This is a genomic window from Streptomyces sp. NPDC101776 (assembly GCF_044766845.1).
Taxonomy (GTDB): domain Bacteria; phylum Actinomycetota; class Actinomycetes; order Streptomycetales; family Streptomycetaceae; genus Streptomyces.
The window spans coordinates 418,305-434,537 of sequence record NZ_JBIWMV010000004.1; the positions used below are offsets into that span (position 1 = coordinate 418,305).

Here is a 16,233-nt window from a genome sequence, read left to right on the forward strand (position 1 = left end):
CGTCAGAGAGCGGACACGGCACACCGACGGGGGCCCGCATGGCGGCGACACGGAACGTACTGATCACAGGCGGCTCGGCGGGGATCGGGCAGGCGTGCGTGCGGCGGTTCGTGCGCGGGGGTGATCATGTCTGGTTCACGTATCACTCGGGGCGGGAGCGGGCGGCTCGGCTGGTGGCGGAGTTGGCGGGGCTGGGGGGACCCGGGGAGCTTGCGGGATCGGGGGAGTTGGCGGGGCCACGGGGGCAGGAGGGATCGGCGCGGTCTGCGGGGTTGACGGGCTCGGCGGGTCTGGCGGAATCAGCCGGATCATGGGGGCCCGGAGGTCTGGCGGGCTCGGCGGGACTGAGGGGACCGGGAGGTTCTTCGGGTCCGGCGGGATCGGCGGGACCGGGAGGCTCGGGAGGACCGTCCGAATCTGCGGCCCCGTCGGGGTCTGCGGTTCCGACTGGACCGGCAGGCCCTGCGGGACCGGGGGACGGCCGCCGCTACGCACCCAGGGCCTTCGAGTTCCGGCAGGGTGAGTGGTCCGATCACGAACGCCTGGTCGCGGAACTGCCGGGACCGGTCGACATCCTGATCAACAACGCGGCGGTCGGCTCGAAGACGGTCGAGCAGTACGTCCCCGGGCCCGGTCACGCGCAGGACGCCGCGTTCCTCCAGATCAACGCGGTGGGACCGCTCTGGCTCAGTGAACAGCTGCTGCCGGGCATGCGGGCGCGCGGCCGGGGCACGATCGTCAACGTCGCCAGTGTCGGCGGGGGCGTCGCGCAGTTCCCGGGTTTCCGGGTCGCGGACGGCATGAGCAAGGCGGCCCTCGCGTATCTCACCCGCCACCTCGCCGCGGAACTGGTCCACGACCCCGTCGACGTCCTCGCGATCTGCCCCGGCGCCGTGGACACCCCCATGTTCGAGGCCAGCACCCTCGCGGGCCTCACCCCGTCCCGCCGCACCGCCCTCCAATCCGCCCTGCCCGGCGGCCGGTTGATCCGCCCCGAGGAAATAGCGGAACTGGTGTGGTGGCTGGCGGGCCCGGGTGCCGGTCTGCTGCACGGCGCGGTGATCGACGCGTCGATGGGGCTGGGGGTGCGGCCGGGGTTGCTCGGTGGGGTGGTGGAGGGTGCGGGGGTGGAGGGGTGACCTCGATCTCCCGCCAAGCCGCCCGCCTCGTCTCCGGTTCGCCCGCCATCGCCGAGGCCCACTTCCGTGCCGAGGCGCTGCCCTACCACCCCAGCCTGCGTCCCGACGGTTGGCTCAATCTCGGTACCGCCGAGAACCGGCTCGTCCAGGACCTGCACGGCGAGTTGCCGCCACCGCCGCTGACGGCGCGCGAGACCCGTTACGCGCCCCTGTACGGGACCCCCGAACTGCGTGAGCACATCGCACGGCATCTCAGCTCGACGGGCGGTCGGGCCGTCGACCCCGAGGATCTGGTCGCCGTGGCGGGGGCGACCGCGGCCCTCGACGTGGTCGCGACCGCGCTCTGCGACCCCGGTGAGGCGATCGTCGTGCCCGCGCCCTGCTACGGAGCCCTCGACACCGACCTCGGCGGCCGTTCCGGCGCTCGGCTGCTGCTCGCCCCGCCCGACGTAGCGGACGGCCACGGGCTCTCCGTAGCCTCCGTGGACCGGACGCTCGCCGAGGCGCGGCGTGACGGCGTGGACGTACGGGCCGTAGCGCTCGCGTCGCCCGCGAATCCGACCGGAGCTGTCCATCCGGCCGCCGAATTAAGGGAGTTGGCCGTGGTGGCGGCCCATCACGGTGTGGACGTCGTCGCCGACGAGATCTACGCGGGGTCGGTGTTCGGGCCGCTGCCCTTCACCGGGTTGCGGACGGTCGCCGCCGACCCCGCCCGCGTCCACACCGTGTGGGGTTTCGCCAAGGACTTCGGGCTGCCCGGGCTCAAGGCGGGCGTGCTGCACACCACCGACCCGGAGATCCGGGACGCGGCCCGCGCCCTCGCCTACTTCGCGCCCGTCTCCACCCACACCCAGGCCCACCTCACCCGGTTACTGGCCGACCCCGCGCGCGTGCACGCCTTCCTCGCCGAGAACCGGCGCCGCCTCGGCACCTCGTACACCCGGGCCGCCGCGCTCCTGGACGGCCACGGCATCCCGTACGCCCCCGCGCAGGCCGGCTGCTCGGTCTGGGCCGACCTGGCCGCCTGGCTGCCCCGCCCCGGCTTCGCCGGAGAACGCGCGCTCTGGCAGGAGATCCTCGACCGCACCCACGTCAGCATCCTGCCCGGCGAGGCCTTCCACGCCCCGCGCCCCGGCTGGTTCCGCATCTGCCACTCACTCGACGCGGCCCTGGTGGAGGAGGCCCTGGCCCGGCTCGGCCGCCTCCTCAACCCGAGCGGAACACCCCGCGCACCCCATACACCCCATACACCCCATACACCCCATGCGTTCCATGCGCCTCATGTACTCCGCACACTCCGTGAGCCTCACGACGACACGAGATGCCACGCGATCGCACCGGCGGGGCTCACCGGACACAGCCGTGGTGAAGGGGGGCCTGGTGAGTGAGTTCCCGCTCCAACCGGCCCGGCTGCTCATCCGGAGGGGAGCACCACACGCACCCCGTACACCACACACACCCCATACACCACACGCACCTTGTGCGCCCCACCGATGCCCTGACCGCACCCCAGGGGACCCGCCCGGCACGACCGCCCTCGCGGCGGAGTCCCCACTCCGACCGGCTCAGTCGCGGTCTGCCGACGCAGGACGCCGCCGATTGCCCCCACGAGCCCCGCCCGACACGACCCCCTTCCCGGCAGAGCCCCCGCCCCAACCCACCCCACCCGCTCACCAAGAAGGGAGCCCCCCCCCGTGACAACCCCCAACAGCGCCAACACCCCCCACCCACACCCGCCCGGCCCCCTCGACCGCTGGTACGAGCAGGCAGGCGTCCGCACCGGCGTCCGCCGGATGTTCCACGAGGACACCGAGCGCGGCAAGGTCTTCTTCCCGGTCGCCCTGGTCCCGTACGCCGGACATGACGCCGTACGCGAACTGCCGCCCGAGCGGCTGCGCGAGCTGACCGTGCGGCACCTCTACCAGTTCCTGCTGTCGACGACCCACCTGGAGACCCGGGTCGTCAACACGGCCGCCGAAGCCGTGGCCAACGGCCGTACCGGACTCGACCTGCCCGCCGACCTCCGCCCGGACGCCTTCAAGGTCTACTGCGACGAGGGCTACCACGCCCTCTACAGCCTCGACCTCGCCGACCAGATCGCCGCCGTGACGGGCATCGCGATACCGGACCAGGACTACGGCGGCTTCGTCGACCGGCTGCGCAGCGCCGCGCACCGCGCGCTGCCCGCCGCGCCCGCGCTCGCCGGACTCCTCCAGGCGGTGGTGTTCGAGACGCTGATCACGGCCGTGCTGAACGAGGTACCGGGCGACGACAGCGTCGTCCGCGTGGTCCGCGACCTGCTGCGCGACCACGCCCGCGACGAGGGCCGCCATCACCGTTTCTTCTCCGCCCTCTTCCGAGAGGTGTGGACCCACCTCTCGGCCCCCGACCGCACCGCCGCCGCACACGCCCTGCCCGAACTGATCCGCACCGCCCTGACCTGGGACCTCGCCCCCGTCCGCGCCTCCCTGCGGCTGGCCGGCCTCGACCCGGACACCGCGCGCCGGGTCGCCGCCGACTGCTGCGCGGCCGGCCCCGACCCCCGCCGCCTGAACGAGACCGCCCGCTCGACGCTACGGCTCTGCGCGACCGTCGGCGTCTTCGAACTCCCCGGCGCCCGCGAGCACTTCGCCGCCCACGGCCTCGGCGACGGCCACGACTTCGGAGACGGTCACGGCTTGGGCTGCGGCCACGACTTCGGCGAGTGCCACGGCCTCGGCGACGGCCACGAGGAGACCCCGTGAACCCGACCACCACGAGCCTCACCTACGGCACGTATCTGCGGCTGCCGCAGCTCCTCGGCCAGCAGTTGCCGCAGGCCGCCGCCGCGCACGACGAGCATCTGTTCATCACCGTGCACCAGGTCCACGAACTCTGGTTCAAGCAGCTCCTCGTCGAGCTCACGGACGCCCGCGACCGGATGCTGACGGGCGAGAACGCCGTAGCGCTACGACGACTGCGCCGCTGCCACGAGATCGAGCGGGCGCTGCTCGGCACACTGGAGCCGCTGGACACGATGGCGCCGCGCGACTTCCGGGAGTTCCGCGGCGCGCTCGGCACCGCCAGCGGCGGCCAGTCCGCCCAGTTCCACGAGATCGAGGCGCTCTCGGCCCACCGCGACCCCGCCCACTCCGCCCACCGGAACCGCCCCCGCCGCATGCGCTGGCTGACCCGCGCCGAACGGGCCTGCCTGGACCGCCGCCTGCTGGAACCCACCCTGTGGGACGGCTACCTCGCGGCGCTGGCGGGCCACCCGGGCGTGGTCCGGACCGCGGCCTTCCGCGGTGAGGGCCCCCTGGGCGAGCTCGCGGACGCGCTGCTGGGCCACGACGAGGGGTGGGCGCGCTGGCGGGCCCGGCACGTCCGGGTCGTGGAGCGGCAACTCGGCGGGGAGCGGGGTACGGCGGGGAGTTCGGGTGCCGCGTACCTGCGGAGCCGTAGCGAGGAACGGTTCTTCCCCCGGTTGTGGGAGGCTCGGGGCGCCGTGCTGTGAGCCCCTGATACGTCCGCTGTGCGGGTGAGTCGGGCGGAAGTCCGGAGGGAATGTCCTCCGGGCTTCTTCTGTTGTGGGGTAGCAGAAAGTTCAACGCTCAACTAAACTCGACGCACAAGGAGGTCCCGACATGCCTGCAGTGACCGTAGAGAACCCGCTGACCCTGCCCCGCGTGGCCGCGCCCGCAGACGCCGTGGCTCGTCCCGTGCTCGCCGTCAGCACCGCGCCGAGCGGTTTCGAGGGTGAGGGCTTCCCGGTGCGCCGCGCGTTCGCCGGGATCAACTACCGCCACCTCGACCCGTTCATCATGATGGACCAGATGGGCGAGGTGGAGTACGCGCCGGGCGAGCCCAAGGGCACCCCCTGGCACCCCCACCGCGGCTTCGAGACCGTCACCTACATCATCGACGGCGTCTTCGACCACCAGGACTCCAACGGCGGTGGCGGCACCATCACCAACGGCGACACCCAGTGGATGACGGCGGGCGCGGGCCTGCTGCACATCGAGGCGCCGCCGGAGTCGCTGGTCGTGTCCGGCGGTCTCTTCCACGGGCTTCAGCTCTGGGTCAACCTGCCCGCCAAGGACAAGATGATGGCCCCGCGCTACCAGGACATCCGCGGCGGCCAGGTGCAGTTGCTGACGACTCCCGACGGGGGCGCGCTCCTGCGGGTCATCGCCGGTGAGCTGGACGGCCACCAGGGCCCCGGCATCACACACACCCCGATCACGATGATCCACGCCACCGTGGCGCCGGGCGCGGAGATCAACCTGCCCTGGCGCGAGGACTTCAACAGCCTCGTCTACGTCCTGGCGGGCAAGGGTTCGGTCGGCGCCGACCGCCGCCCGATCCACGTGGGCCAGACCGCCGTCCTCGGCGCGGGTTCGTCCCTGACCGTCCGCGCGGACGAGCAGCAGGACGGGAACACCCCGGACCTCGAGGTCGCCATCCTCGGCGGTCAGCCGATCCGCGAGCCGATGGCGCACTACGGCCCGTTCGTCATGAACACCCGCGAGGAACTCCAGCAGGCCTTCGAGGACTTCCAGAAGGGCCGGCTGGGCACCATCCCCGCCGTGCACGGCATGACCGGCGGCGGCCCGCAGTCCTGACCCGCCGTCACCCAGGCGGTCCGTCCCGACGGGACGGACCGCCTGTCGCGTGATCGGGTGGGAGCGTGCAGCTCCTCCCCGTTCCCGTACGACGGCTCGCCGCCTGGTGTGCCGTCATTCTGCTGGTCTGCGGGGTCGGTTACGTCGGGATCCGGCTCTGCTCCGAACTGCGGACCGCCGTGACGCCCGTGCTGCTCGCGCTGCTCGGCACCGCGCTGCTCGGGCCGCTGTACCGGCGGCTGGTGACGGCGCACGTGAACCGGTCGGTGGCCGCCGGGATCACCTGTGTCGCGGTCGTCGCCGTCGTCGGCGGGGCCGTGTACATCGTGGTCGCCGCGCTGATCGACACCGGGGACCAGATCGTGGCCTCGCTCAAGGACGCGGCGAACTCCCTCTCCGACCACTTCGGGGCCGCCGGCACCTCACTGGACGACCTCGCGTCCAACGCCAAGGAACTGCTCACCAAGTTCGGCGGGACGGCCGCCTCGAACGTCATCAGCGGGGTCAGTGTCGTCGGCGAGACCATCGCCATGGCCGTTCTGGCGCTGCTGCTCGTCTTCTTCTTCCTCCGCGACTCCCACCTCGCCACGGGACTGTTGCGCTCGTTCGCCCCGCACGGCACCGGCGACCTCGTCGAGGCCATGGCCCGCCGTGCCTTCGAGGGCGTCGAGGGCTTCATGCGCGGGACCACCGTCATCGCCCTCATCGACGCGCTGTGCATCGGCATCGGGCTGCTCGTACTGGACGTGCCGGGCGCGTTCGGCCTGGCCGCACTCGTCTTCGTCGGCGCGTACATCCCGTACCTCGGCGCGTTCCTCTCCGGGGCCGTCGCCGTGCTGGTCGCACTCGCCGACCGGGGTGTCGTCATCGGACTGTGGGCTCTGGGGGTCGTCCTCGCCGTACAGGTCCTGGAGGGGCACGTCCTCCAGCCGATGATCCAGAGCCGGACCGTGCAGATGCATCCGGCGGTCGTGATGATCGCGATCACCGCTGGGGCGTCCGTGGCCGGCATCCTCGGCATGCTGCTCGCCGTACCGCTGACCGCCGCCGCCTTCGGTGTCGTGCACGAACTACGGGAGCGTTACGCGTCCCAGGACCCGAACTCCGAGACCCCGCCCGGGCCGTCACCGTTCGCGTCCCCCGAGCCGTCCCCGTCGGACTCGTAGAGCTCGAACCAGATGCTCTTGCCCTCGCCCCTCGGGTCCACGCCCCAGGTCTCGGCGAGGAGCTCGATCAGGAGCAACCCGCGCCCGGAGGACGCCAGTTCACCGGGGTGCCGCTTGTGCGGGAGGTCGTCGCCTGCGTCCGTGACCTCGACCCGCATCCGCCGCTCACCGCTGTCGCCGGTCACTTCGGCGGTCAGCAGGGCGTCGGCGTCGGTGTGCACGAGGACGTTGGTCAGCATCTCGGAGACGAGCAGGACCGCCGAGTCGACCTGGTCGGCGGTCGTCCAGTCGTGGAGGAGTTCGCGCAGTTGCTGCCGGGCCACCGCGATCCGCTCGGGCTCGGCCTGCGCGACCGTGAGCACCGTACGGCGGACCGTCGGCGGGACGTTCGTCGTGTCGCCGCAGCCGCAGCTCTCGCCCTCCCGGGACAGCAGCAGTACGGCGATGTCGTCCTCGCGGCGGTCCACGAGCGGGCCGGTGGTGTGGTGCGAGGAGGGCCCGTGGACGGCCTGGACGAGCGCGTCGGCGAGTTCTTCCAGGTCGCCCTTGTGTCCCTCCAGGATCGTCCGGATGCGCTGCCAGCCCGTCTCCAGGTCGTGGCCGCCGGTCTCGATCAGCCCGTCCGTGCAGATCAGCATGGTCTCGCCGGGCTCCAGGGCGAACATGGTCGTCGGATAGTCGGCGTCCGGGTCGATGCCGAGCGGCAGACCGCCCGCCGTGGGCCGCGTCAGCACCGTCCCGTCCGCCATGCGTATCGCCGGGTCGGGATGGCCCGCCCGGGCGATCTCCAGGACGCCCGTCGCCGGATCGGCCTCGGCGTACAGGCAGGTCGCGAAGCGCGGGTCGGCCTTCTCCGCGTCACCGTTGGTGATGCCGTGCAGGAAGCGCGAGGCGCGGGACAGTACCGCGTCGGGCCGGTGTCCCTCGGAGGCGTAGGCACGCAGGGCGATCCGGAGCTGCCCCATCAGCCCGGCGGCGCGCACGTCGTGCCCCTGGACGTCCCCGATGACCAGCGCGATCCTTCCGTTGGGCAGCGGAATCATGTCGTACCAGTCGCCGCCGACCTGGAGCCCGCCGCCGGTCGGGATGTAGCGGGCGGCGACGCTCATGCCCGGGATCTCCGGGCCCAGCGTGGGCAGCATCGAGCGCTGGAGTCCGTCCGTCAGCTCGCGCTCGGACTCGGCGACCCCGGCGCGGGACAGGGCCTGTGCGAGCATCCGGGCGACCGTGGTGAGGACGGACCGCTCGTCGGGCGTGAAGGCCACCGGGTGGGTGAAGGCGGCCATCCAGGCGCCCATCGTGCGTCCGGCGACGGTCAGCGGCAGGAACGCCCAGGACTGCCGGTGGAAGTGCTGGGCGAGCGGCCAGGTGACCGGGTAGCGGTCCTTGTACTGGTCGGGCGTGGACAGATAGACGGCACGGCCCGTCCGGACGACCTCGGCGGCCGGGTAGTCGGTCACCGTGGACATGTGCGAGAACGGGTCCTCGTCGCCCGGCTGGTGCCCGTGATGGCCGACGATCGTGAGGCGGTCGCCCGATACGCCGAACACGGCGAGGCCGTCCGGTGAGAAGCCCGGCATCGACAGGCCCGCCGCGACCCGCAGCACCTCCGCCGTGGACCGCGCCTCCGCCAGCGCGCGGCCCGCGTCCAGCAGGAACGCCTCGCGGGAGCGCCGCCAGTCACCGGTGACCGCCGTCCGCCCGGCCGGTGTGCCGGGTGTGGGCTCGGCGACCTCCTGGAGGGTGCCGATCAGCTCGAACGACCGGGTCTCGGGGTCGTAGGACGGCTTGGAACGGCTGCGGACGGTACGGATCACCCGGCCCCGCTCGTCCATGATCCGGACCCGGACCTCGGCGAGGGTGTCCTCGGCGACGGCCAGCCCGACGACCCCGGCGATCTCGTTCCAGTCGACGGGGTGGAGTCGGGCCCGGGTCTGAGCCTCCGTGAGGGTGGTCGGCTCGGCGGGCAGCCCGAGGAGCCGTGCGGCCTCGGCGTCCACCGTGACCAGCTCCGAGGCGGTGTCCCAATGCCACAGACCGGTCGCGAGGGCGGCGAGTACCTCCCCCACGGCGGGCAGGGGCTCACCAGTGCGCATGGCCCCACTGTAAGAAGAGGAGATCGAACCGTGCCACCGAGGGAGCCCGTAGTTAATGGTGGGGAGGCGATCTGTGGGTGGCCGGTACCCTTGGGACGTCCGGGCTCCGGCCCCGGACGTTTCACGTGAAACACTCCCCGATCCGCGAAGGCTGGATGAACGACGATGCATCGGTACAGGTCCCACAGCTGCGGCGAGCTCCGCGCCTCTGACGTCGGCACCGACGTCCGGCTGAGTGGCTGGCTGCACAATCGGCGCGACCTGGGCGGCATCCTCTTCATCGATCTGCGCGATCACTACGGCATCACGCAGCTCGTCGCCCGCCCCGGCACGCCCGCGTACGAGGCCCTCGACAAGGTCACCAAGGAGTCGACGGTCCGCGTCGACGGCAAGGTCGTCTCCCGGGGCACGGACAACGTGAACCCGGATCTGCCGACCGGTGAGGTCGAGGTCGAGGTCGGCGAGGTCGAGCTGCTCGGTGCCGCCGCCCCGCTCCCCTTCACGATCAACACCGAGGACGGGGTCAACGAGGAGCGGCGCCTGGAGTACCGCTTCCTGGACCTGCGCCGCGAGCGCATGCACCGCAACATCATGCTGCGGTCCTCGGTGATCGCCTCGATCCGCTCGAAGATGGTCGCCCTCGGCTTCAACGAGATGGCCACCCCGATCCTCTCCGCGACCTCCCCCGAGGGCGCGCGCGACTTCGTGGTCCCCTCCCGCCTGAACCCGGGCAAGTTCTACGCCCTTCCGCAGGCACCGCAGCAGTTCAAGCAGCTGCTGATGATCTCCGGCTTCGACCGCTACTTCCAGATCGCGCCCTGCTTCCGCGACGAGGACGCGCGCGCGGACCGCTCGCCGGGCGAGTTCTACCAGCTCGACGTGGAGATGAGCTTCGTAGAGCAGGAGGACGTCTTCCAGCCGATCGAGAAGCTCATGACGGAGCTGTTCGAGGAGTTCGGCGGCGGCCAGCCGGTCACCTCGCCCTTCCCGCGCATCCCGTTCCGCGAGTCGATGGTGAAGTACGGCTCCGACAAGCCTGACCTGCGCGCGAAGCTCGAACTCACCGACATCACGGACGTGTTCGAGGGCTCGGAGTTCAAGGCCTTCGCCGGCCAGCACGTGCGCGCGCTGCCGGTACCGGACGTGGCGTCGCAGTCCCGCAAGTTCTTCGACCAGCTCGGAGACTTCGCGGTCACCCTCGGCGCGAAGGGCCTGGCCTGGGTCCGCGTGACCGAGGACGGTTCGCTGACGGGCCCGATCGCGAAGTTCCTCACGGAGGAGAACATCGCGGAGCTGACGAAGCGACTGTCGCTGGCCCCCGGCCACGCGGTGTTCTTCGGCGCGGGCGAGTTCGAAGAGGTCTCGAAGATCATGGGCGCGGTGCGGGTGGAAGCCGCGAAGCGCGCCGGGCACTTCGAAGAGGGCGTCTTCCGCTTCTGCTGGATCGTCGACTTCCCGATGTACGAGAAGGACGAGGAGACCGGGAAGATCGACTTCTCGCACAACCCGTTCTCGATGCCGCAGGGCGGCCTGGAGGCCCTGGAGACCCAGGACCCGCTGGACATCCTGGGCTGGCAGTACGACATCGTCTGCAACGGCGTCGAGCTCTCCTCCGGCGCGATCCGGAACCACGAGCCCGAGATCATGCTCAAGGCCTTCGAGATCGCGGGCTACGACCGTGACACCGTCGAGGAGCAGTTCGCCGGCATGCTGCGCGCGTTCCGCTTCGGCGCCCCGCCGCACGGGGGGATCGCCCCCGGCGTCGACCGCATCGTCATGCTGCTCGCGGAGGAGCCGAACATCCGCGAGACGATCGCGTTCCCCCTCAACGGCAACGCGCAGGACCTGATGATGGGCGCGCCGACGGAGCTGGACGAGACGCGTCTGCGGGAGCTGCATCTGTCGGTGCGGAAGCCGCAGCCGAAGTAGTGGGCGAACGGCGGTAGTTGGGACGTCAGGCAGCTGAGACGTCAGGGAGTTGGGGCTCGGAACCGGCATCGGTTTCGAGCCCTTTCGCTTACGCACAGGATTCACAGCGCATTCTCATGTTCATGTCATGTCGGGCGCCCCTAGCGTCCCCGGCATGACGGATTCCCGAGTACCCCCCATGGATTCTGAAGTCCCCGAGGACAGGGGACAGTTGGCGCGCCGTACGGTCCTGGTGGCCGGCGGTGTGGCGGTGACGGCGGTGGGCGCGGCCGGAGCGCTGTCGGTGAGCGCCTCGGCGGAAGAGCGCGCCCCGGCCGGCGCGACCGGGTCGCCCGAGGCCTGCTACACACTCACCTCGGAGCTGACCGAGGGCCCCTACTACATCGACGCCGACAAGATCCGCCGCGACGTCACTGAGGACCAGGAGGGCATCCCGCTCACCCTGTCCCTGAAGGTGATCGACGCGGACACGTGCAGACCGCTCCGCAACGCGGCCGTGGACATCTGGCACTGCAACGCGACCGGCGTCTACTCCGGCTACGAGGCGGGCGGGGGCGGCGGCCCGGCCCCGACGGGCGCGCCGCCGTCGGGCACCCCGACCGATACCCCCACCGGCACCCCGACGGGTGGCCCGCCGCCCGGTGGCGGCGGAGGCCACCAGGAACCGACCGACGACGACCGCTTCCTGCGCGGCACCTGGCACACGGACCGCCATGGCCAGGTCACCTTCAGGACGGTGTTCCCCGGCTGGTACCAGGGCCGTTGCGTTCACATCCACGTCAAGGTGCACGTCGACGGCGAGTGGACGGACGCGGGCTACGAGGGCGGCCACACCTGCCACACGGGCCAGCTGTTCTTCGACGAGAAGTCGGTCCTGGCGACGGCGGTCCTGGAGCCGTACGTCTCGAACACGGCGACCCGCACGACGCTCACCGAGGACGGGATCTATCCCCAGAACGGCCACGAGGGCGGCCTGCTGTACCTCAAGTACGACAGGCGGCGGATCGCGCGGGGGGTGCGGGCGCGGCTGACGCTGGCGGTGGCACCGGACGAGACGAACGAGGGGGAGGGCGGCCCGGGCCCCTCGCCTTCGGCGTCACCGTCGGCCACGGCGGGCTGACGAACACACCGGCCTCGTACGTCCCACCCGCCATGGAAACCTCGCAGCGGACACACAGGAATATCGATGTGCCTGCACAGAGGCAGGGCGTGTCATGGACGTACGAGGTCGGAACCGCCCGGCCGCGCACCACGTGAACGCCGGGAGGAAGCGATGGGATACATCGTGCTCGCACTGCTGTTGATCGCCGGGGCGGCGTCCGCCGTCGTCCTCCTGCGGCGCGCGCAAGGGGCGCGGGGCGGGTCCGACCTGTCCGACCTGGACGCGGAGGTCGAGGCCAGCGGCTGGGTACTGCGGCTCGGCGCGAGCCTGTCGGTCCCCGAGGCGAGGATCTGGGCGGGAGCGGACGAAACGGCGACGCGGGCGCTGACGGCCGCCGCGGAATGCCACCGGGCGGCAGGCACCCAACTCTCCGCGGCCCACACGGCGGACGAATACGCCCAGGCGACGAGGCTCGCCCGGGAGGGCCTGGCCCACATCGCCACGGCACGGGCGGCGCTGGGGAGCGGGCCGGTACTGGCGGACTCGGCGGCGTAGGCCTGGTCGGGCTGTGCTGCTTCGAGTCGTCAGACCTGGTCGGTGACGGATGGGGGCTGGGAAGCCTCGGGGGTCTCGACGAACAGTTCTTCCGCCGTGGACGCCGTCAGGGAACGGTCGAACCAGAGGGTGAGGGTGTCGAGGTCGGTGCAGGAGGTGATGCGCTCACGGATGTCGTCGGGGACGTCGATGCCGTGCTTCTCCAGCACCCGCAGGATCAGCGAGGCGCGATCCTCGGTCTTGCCTTCGGCCTTCCCCTCCAGGTACTTCTCCTCGTAGATCGTCCCGTGGCCCGGGAAGTGGGTGATGACGTTCGACATCAGCTCTCTCCATTTCTCCTTGGCCGGAGTGTTCTCCAGGCCTACTTCCAAAACCTCGAACCAGTACGCCGTGGTGTCTGGATCGAAGGACAGGAGTCCACGGACCATCGCTTCCAGTATGGCGGGCGCTCTGCGGTCATCGCTATGAACGATCGCCGAGAGCACGGAGAGCGCCGGCTGCTGGGTCACCGTCGACTCGTCGGTGATCACCGGGACGGTGCCTGGTCCCAGCACGAACGGGCGTGTGACCTGGGTCGTCCACGGACCGACGCCGCACTCGAAGGGACCGGCTGCCCACTTCGCCGTCGGCCGGTCCCGGCATACGGCCACTAGCAGCACCGGCATGTCGTACCTCGCGCTGAGGTGCGCCACGTAGTAGGCCCAGCTCTTCGCCTTGTCCGGGTCCTTCTTGGTCTGGGACTCGATGGCGAGCAGGAAGCTCTCTCCCATGGCGGGTTCGAACTTGAGCACCGTGTCCACCCGGCGTTCCAGGGGCCGGATTTCGGTGGCGTCGGGTGTGATCGTGCCGAAGTCCGACTTCGCGGGCGGTGGGATGCCCAGTGACTCGAAGACGAGAGTGAGGGCCTCCGGATGCTCCTGGAAGAGCCGGTGGGTCGCCTCGTGGGTTGATGTGACCATGTGCGCAACCTAGGTGGATCAAGGACCGGGCTGTCCGGCGGATTTGGGGACGTTCACTCTTTCGAGGGGCGGAGAAACGTTCAGGCCGCGCCGCCGAGTTCGCGCCAGACGTACTTGCCCCGGTGACCGTTCCTGGACAGCGGCTGCCAGCCCCATTGGTTCGCGCAGGCTTTGACGAGGGCGAGCCCGCGGCCCTCCTCCAGGTCCAGGAACTGGTTCAACTCCATTGGTGGTTGCGGGGGTTCGGGGTTGGCGTCCCAGGCGCCGATGCGGAGGGTGCCGGGTTTCCAGGAGACCCGGAGGATCACGGGGCCCTTCGTGTGGCGTACGGCGTTGGAGACCAGCTCCGTTGCCAGGAGTTCGGCGGTGTCGACCAGGCCGATGAGTCCGTGCATCGTCAGGATCAGGCGGAGGGTACGGCGGCAGACGGTGACGGCGCGGAGGTCGTGGGGATGGTGAGGGTGTATTCCCAAGGCGCGGCCGGCTCTTCGGTTTCGGGCATACGTGACTCCTGGTCAGGGAGGGGGAGTTGGCGGGTCGGCGGTGGCTTGTCGCGGCCGGCATGGCATGGCGGGGCGATGCGCTTCCGGGGTCCCGGTGTTCCGCAGGGTGTGCGTCGCATCACTGTTCGAAGCCCGCAATGCTGGGGATTTGGAGCCGCATGCCCGCGAGGATTCAGCCGACCGCTCGCCAACTCTGCCTCGGTGCTGAGCTGAGGAAGCTACGCGAGACGGCTGGCCTGTCGTCCCGAGAAGCGGCGGGACTGCTGAGTGTGGCCCCAGCCCAGATGAGTCCGGGAAACGAAACAGCCAACCAGTCGCCGGAACAATCGGGTAAGCAATCCCCGCGCACAAGCGGGACTTGACCCGACGCACGGTCGTCGTCGCCGGCGGAGCCGCCGTCGCCGCGGTGGGTGTGGGGGGAGGGCTCGCCGCGAGTGCGTTCGCGGACGGGGTGAACTCCCCCGGGGCCGCGAAGGGCACGGCCAGCGGTGGCGATGCGTGCTACACGCTCACCTCGGAGACTACCGAGGGGCCGTACTACATCGACGCCGACAAGATCCGGCAGGACATCACCGAGGACGAGGAGGGTATTCCGCTCACCCTTGCTCTCAAGGTGATCGACCCCAGCCGAGCGCGTCGGCGACACCTTCGGCATCCGCGTCCTCATAGCGCCCGGGCCGTAACTGTGGGCAGGACCAAGAAAGTTGGCGGGCCGCGGCAACCTTCTTGATCCTGACGGCCACTGAGGAGTCGTAACCCCTCGCCGCACCAAAGGACTTCCCGTGGCCACCTCTTCCCACCGCCGCTCCCTCCGCAAGCGCCGCACGATCGTCGTCACCGCCGCCGTGGCTGTCGCCGGCGTCGGCGCCGGGTTCCTCGTGCTGAACGCCAACGCCGCCAGTACCAGCGTCGACCTGTACCACCGGACGCTCGCCGCCAAGGACGGCTGGGCCTCGTCCGGGACCGGGACCACCGGTGGGGCGAAGGCCGATGCCGCGCACACCTTCACCGTGAGCACCCGCGCCCAGCTCGTGAAGGCGCTCGGGTCCGCAAGTGACACCACGCCCCGGATCGTGAAGATCAAGGGCACGATCGACGCCAACACCGACGACAGCGGCAAGAAGCTGACCTGCGCGGACTACTCATCCGGCACGGGCTACTCGCTGTCCGCCTACCTCAAGGCCTTCGCCCCCTCCGCCTACGGCACCTCCAAGCTGCCCTCCGGTACGCAGGAGAAGGCGCGGGCCGCGGCGCAGACCAAGCAGGGGAAGAACGTCATCTTCCGGGTGCCGGCCAACACCAGCGTCGTCGGCGTGCCCGGCACCAACGCGGGGATCACCGGCGGCATGCTCCAGATCCAGAGCGTCGACAACGTCATCGTGCGGAACCTGACCTTCGCCGCCACCCAGGACTGCTTCCCGCAGTGGGACCCGACGGACGGAGACAGCGGGAACTGGAACTCGCAGTACGACGCCGTGACGCTGCGCGGTGCCACGCATGTCTGGGCCGATCACAACACGTTCACCGACGCGCCGGGGCTCGACACCTCCGACCCGACGTACTACGGGCGCCAGTACCAGATCCACGACGGCGACCTCGACATCACCAAGGGCTCCGACCTGGTGACCGTCGAGCGCAACCAGTTCACCAACCACGACAAGACGATGCTCATCGGCAGCAGCGACACCGACAGCGTCGGCAAGCTGCGCGTCTCCATCCACCACAACGTGTGGAAGGGCATCGTGCAGCGGGCGCCGCTGGCCCGGATCGGGCAGATCCACATCTACAACAACTTCTACGACACCACGAACCTCAACGGGTACGTCCTTCAGTACAGCGTCAACTCGCGGGCCAAGGCGCAGGTCGTCGCCGAGGACAACTACTGGAAGATTCCCGCGAGTCAGAAGGTCGGCAAGCTGTTCAGCGGGGACGGCACCGGGTCCATCGCCGGTGGCGGCAACCTCGTCAACGGCACCGCCACCGACCTCGTCGCCGCCTACAACGCCGCCAACTCCAAGAAGCTGAAGACCACCGTGAACTGGACGCCGACCCTCACGGCCGGGCTGGAGACCTCCGCCAAGAACCTGCCGACGGAGCTCGCCGGCACGACCGGGGCCGGCGTCCTCAAGTAGCCCCCAGTGAGCGGCGGTTGACTCAGATCAGCCAGAGCAGCCCGTACCCGC

Annotated in this window: 12 protein-coding genes and 3 pseudogenes; 12 read left to right on the forward strand and 3 right to left on the reverse strand. The window is 70.6% G+C overall.

All coding sequences use genetic code 11. From position 1 onward, the window contains the following. Positions 1 to 38: 38 nt before the first annotated feature. From ACIRRY_RS17190 to ACIRRY_RS17215, 6 genes are all read left to right on the forward strand, one after another. Positions 39 to 1,139, forward strand: a complete 1,101-nt coding sequence (locus ACIRRY_RS17190) for an SDR family oxidoreductase (RefSeq protein WP_403973056.1) — start codon at positions 39 to 41, stop codon at positions 1,137 to 1,139. After that, positions 1,136 to 2,527, forward strand: a complete 1,392-nt coding sequence (locus tag ACIRRY_RS17195) for an aminotransferase class I/II-fold pyridoxal phosphate-dependent enzyme (protein WP_403973059.1) — start codon at positions 1,136 to 1,138, stop codon at positions 2,525 to 2,527. The genes ACIRRY_RS17190 and ACIRRY_RS17195 overlap by 4 nt, the downstream gene beginning before the upstream one ends. A 306-nt stretch (positions 2,528 to 2,833) precedes the next feature. Then, on the forward strand, positions 2,834 to 3,883 hold the full coding sequence (locus ACIRRY_RS17200; protein WP_403973061.1) for a diiron oxygenase: 1,050 nt from the start codon (positions 2,834 to 2,836) through the stop codon (positions 3,881 to 3,883). After that, on the forward strand, positions 3,880 to 4,632 hold the full coding sequence (locus ACIRRY_RS17205; protein ID WP_403973064.1) for a tryptophan 2,3-dioxygenase family protein: 753 nt from the start codon (positions 3,880 to 3,882) through the stop codon (positions 4,630 to 4,632). The genes ACIRRY_RS17200 and ACIRRY_RS17205 overlap by 4 nt, the downstream gene beginning before the upstream one ends. Positions 4,633 to 4,762: 130 nt before the next feature. After that, positions 4,763 to 5,740, forward strand: a complete 978-nt coding sequence (locus ACIRRY_RS17210; RefSeq protein WP_403973067.1) for a pirin family protein — start codon at positions 4,763 to 4,765, stop codon at positions 5,738 to 5,740. 65 nt (positions 5,741 to 5,805) lie between these two features. Then, a complete protein-coding gene (locus ACIRRY_RS17215) occupies positions 5,806 to 6,906 on the forward strand; it encodes an AI-2E family transporter (protein WP_403973069.1) in 1,101 nt (366 codons plus the stop codon). Here ACIRRY_RS17215 and ACIRRY_RS17220 read toward each other — a convergent pair. Further along, positions 6,822 to 9,002, reverse strand: a complete 2,181-nt coding sequence (locus ACIRRY_RS17220) for a SpoIIE family protein phosphatase (RefSeq protein ID WP_403973071.1) — start codon at positions 9,000 to 9,002, stop codon at positions 6,822 to 6,824. The two genes, ACIRRY_RS17215 and ACIRRY_RS17220, sit on opposite strands and share 85 nt — an antisense overlap. 165 nt (positions 9,003 to 9,167) lie before the next feature. Between ACIRRY_RS17220 and aspS the strand changes: the two genes are divergently transcribed. From aspS to ACIRRY_RS17235, 3 genes are all read left to right on the forward strand, one after another. Beyond that, positions 9,168 to 10,931, forward strand: coding sequence for an aspartate--tRNA ligase (gene aspS / locus ACIRRY_RS17225; protein WP_403973073.1), 1,764 nt, complete (start codon positions 9,168 to 9,170; stop codon positions 10,929 to 10,931). 154 nt (positions 10,932 to 11,085) lie between these two features. Beyond that, on the forward strand, positions 11,086 to 12,051 hold the full coding sequence (locus ACIRRY_RS17230) for an intradiol ring-cleavage dioxygenase (RefSeq protein ID WP_403973075.1): 966 nt from the start codon (positions 11,086 to 11,088) through the stop codon (positions 12,049 to 12,051). A 153-nt stretch (positions 12,052 to 12,204) separates the two neighbouring features. Beyond that, positions 12,205 to 12,588: a hypothetical protein gene (locus ACIRRY_RS17235; protein WP_403973077.1), complete on the forward strand. Its 384-nt coding sequence runs from the start codon at positions 12,205 to 12,207 to the stop codon at positions 12,586 to 12,588. Between the two features lie 29 nt (positions 12,589 to 12,617). Here the strand turns inward: ACIRRY_RS17235 and ACIRRY_RS17240 are convergent, their stop codons facing one another. Then, positions 12,618 to 13,547, reverse strand: coding sequence for a hypothetical protein (locus ACIRRY_RS17240; protein WP_403973080.1), 930 nt, complete (start codon positions 13,545 to 13,547; stop codon positions 12,618 to 12,620). A gap of 80 nt (positions 13,548 to 13,627) precedes the next feature. Further along, positions 13,628 to 14,049 (reverse strand): annotated as a pseudogene (locus tag ACIRRY_RS17245) (ATP-binding protein). Positions 14,050 to 14,208: 159 nt separating this feature from the next. Between ACIRRY_RS17245 and ACIRRY_RS17250 the strand changes: the two are divergent. The 3 genes and pseudogenes from ACIRRY_RS17250 to ACIRRY_RS17260 all read left to right on the forward strand — a co-directional run. Then, positions 14,209 to 14,340 (forward strand): annotated as a pseudogene (locus ACIRRY_RS17250) (helix-turn-helix domain-containing protein); the annotation flags it as partial. A gap of 68 nt (positions 14,341 to 14,408) precedes the next feature. Next, a pseudogene (locus ACIRRY_RS17255) lies at positions 14,409 to 14,672 on the forward strand (dioxygenase); the annotation flags it as partial. Positions 14,673 to 14,832: 160 nt separating this feature from the next. Next, entirely contained in the window at positions 14,833 to 16,182 is a 1,350-nt protein-coding gene (locus tag ACIRRY_RS17260) for a polysaccharide lyase family 1 protein (RefSeq protein ID WP_403973083.1), read from the forward strand. Positions 16,183 to 16,233 lie beyond the last annotated feature (51 nt).

Coding starts and splice junctions, on each gene's coding strand:
- ACIRRY_RS17230 (WP_403973075.1), top strand. CDS start 11,086: ATGACGGATTCCCGAGTACCCCCCATGGATTCTGAAGTCCCCGAGGAC.
- ACIRRY_RS17210 (WP_403973067.1), top strand. CDS start 4,763: ATGCCTGCAGTGACCGTAGAGAACCCGCTGACCCTGCCCCGCGTGGCC.
- ACIRRY_RS17190 (WP_403973056.1), top strand. CDS start 39: ATGGCGGCGACACGGAACGTACTGATCACAGGCGGCTCGGCGGGGATC.
- aspS (WP_403973073.1), top strand. CDS start 9,168: ATGCATCGGTACAGGTCCCACAGCTGCGGCGAGCTCCGCGCCTCTGAC.
- ACIRRY_RS17240 (WP_403973080.1), bottom strand. CDS start 13,547: ATGGTCACATCAACCCACGAGGCGACCCACCGGCTCTTCCAGGAGCAT.
- ACIRRY_RS17220 (WP_403973071.1), bottom strand. CDS start 9,002: ATGCGCACTGGTGAGCCCCTGCCCGCCGTGGGGGAGGTACTCGCCGCC.
- ACIRRY_RS17235 (WP_403973077.1), top strand. CDS start 12,205: ATGGGATACATCGTGCTCGCACTGCTGTTGATCGCCGGGGCGGCGTCC.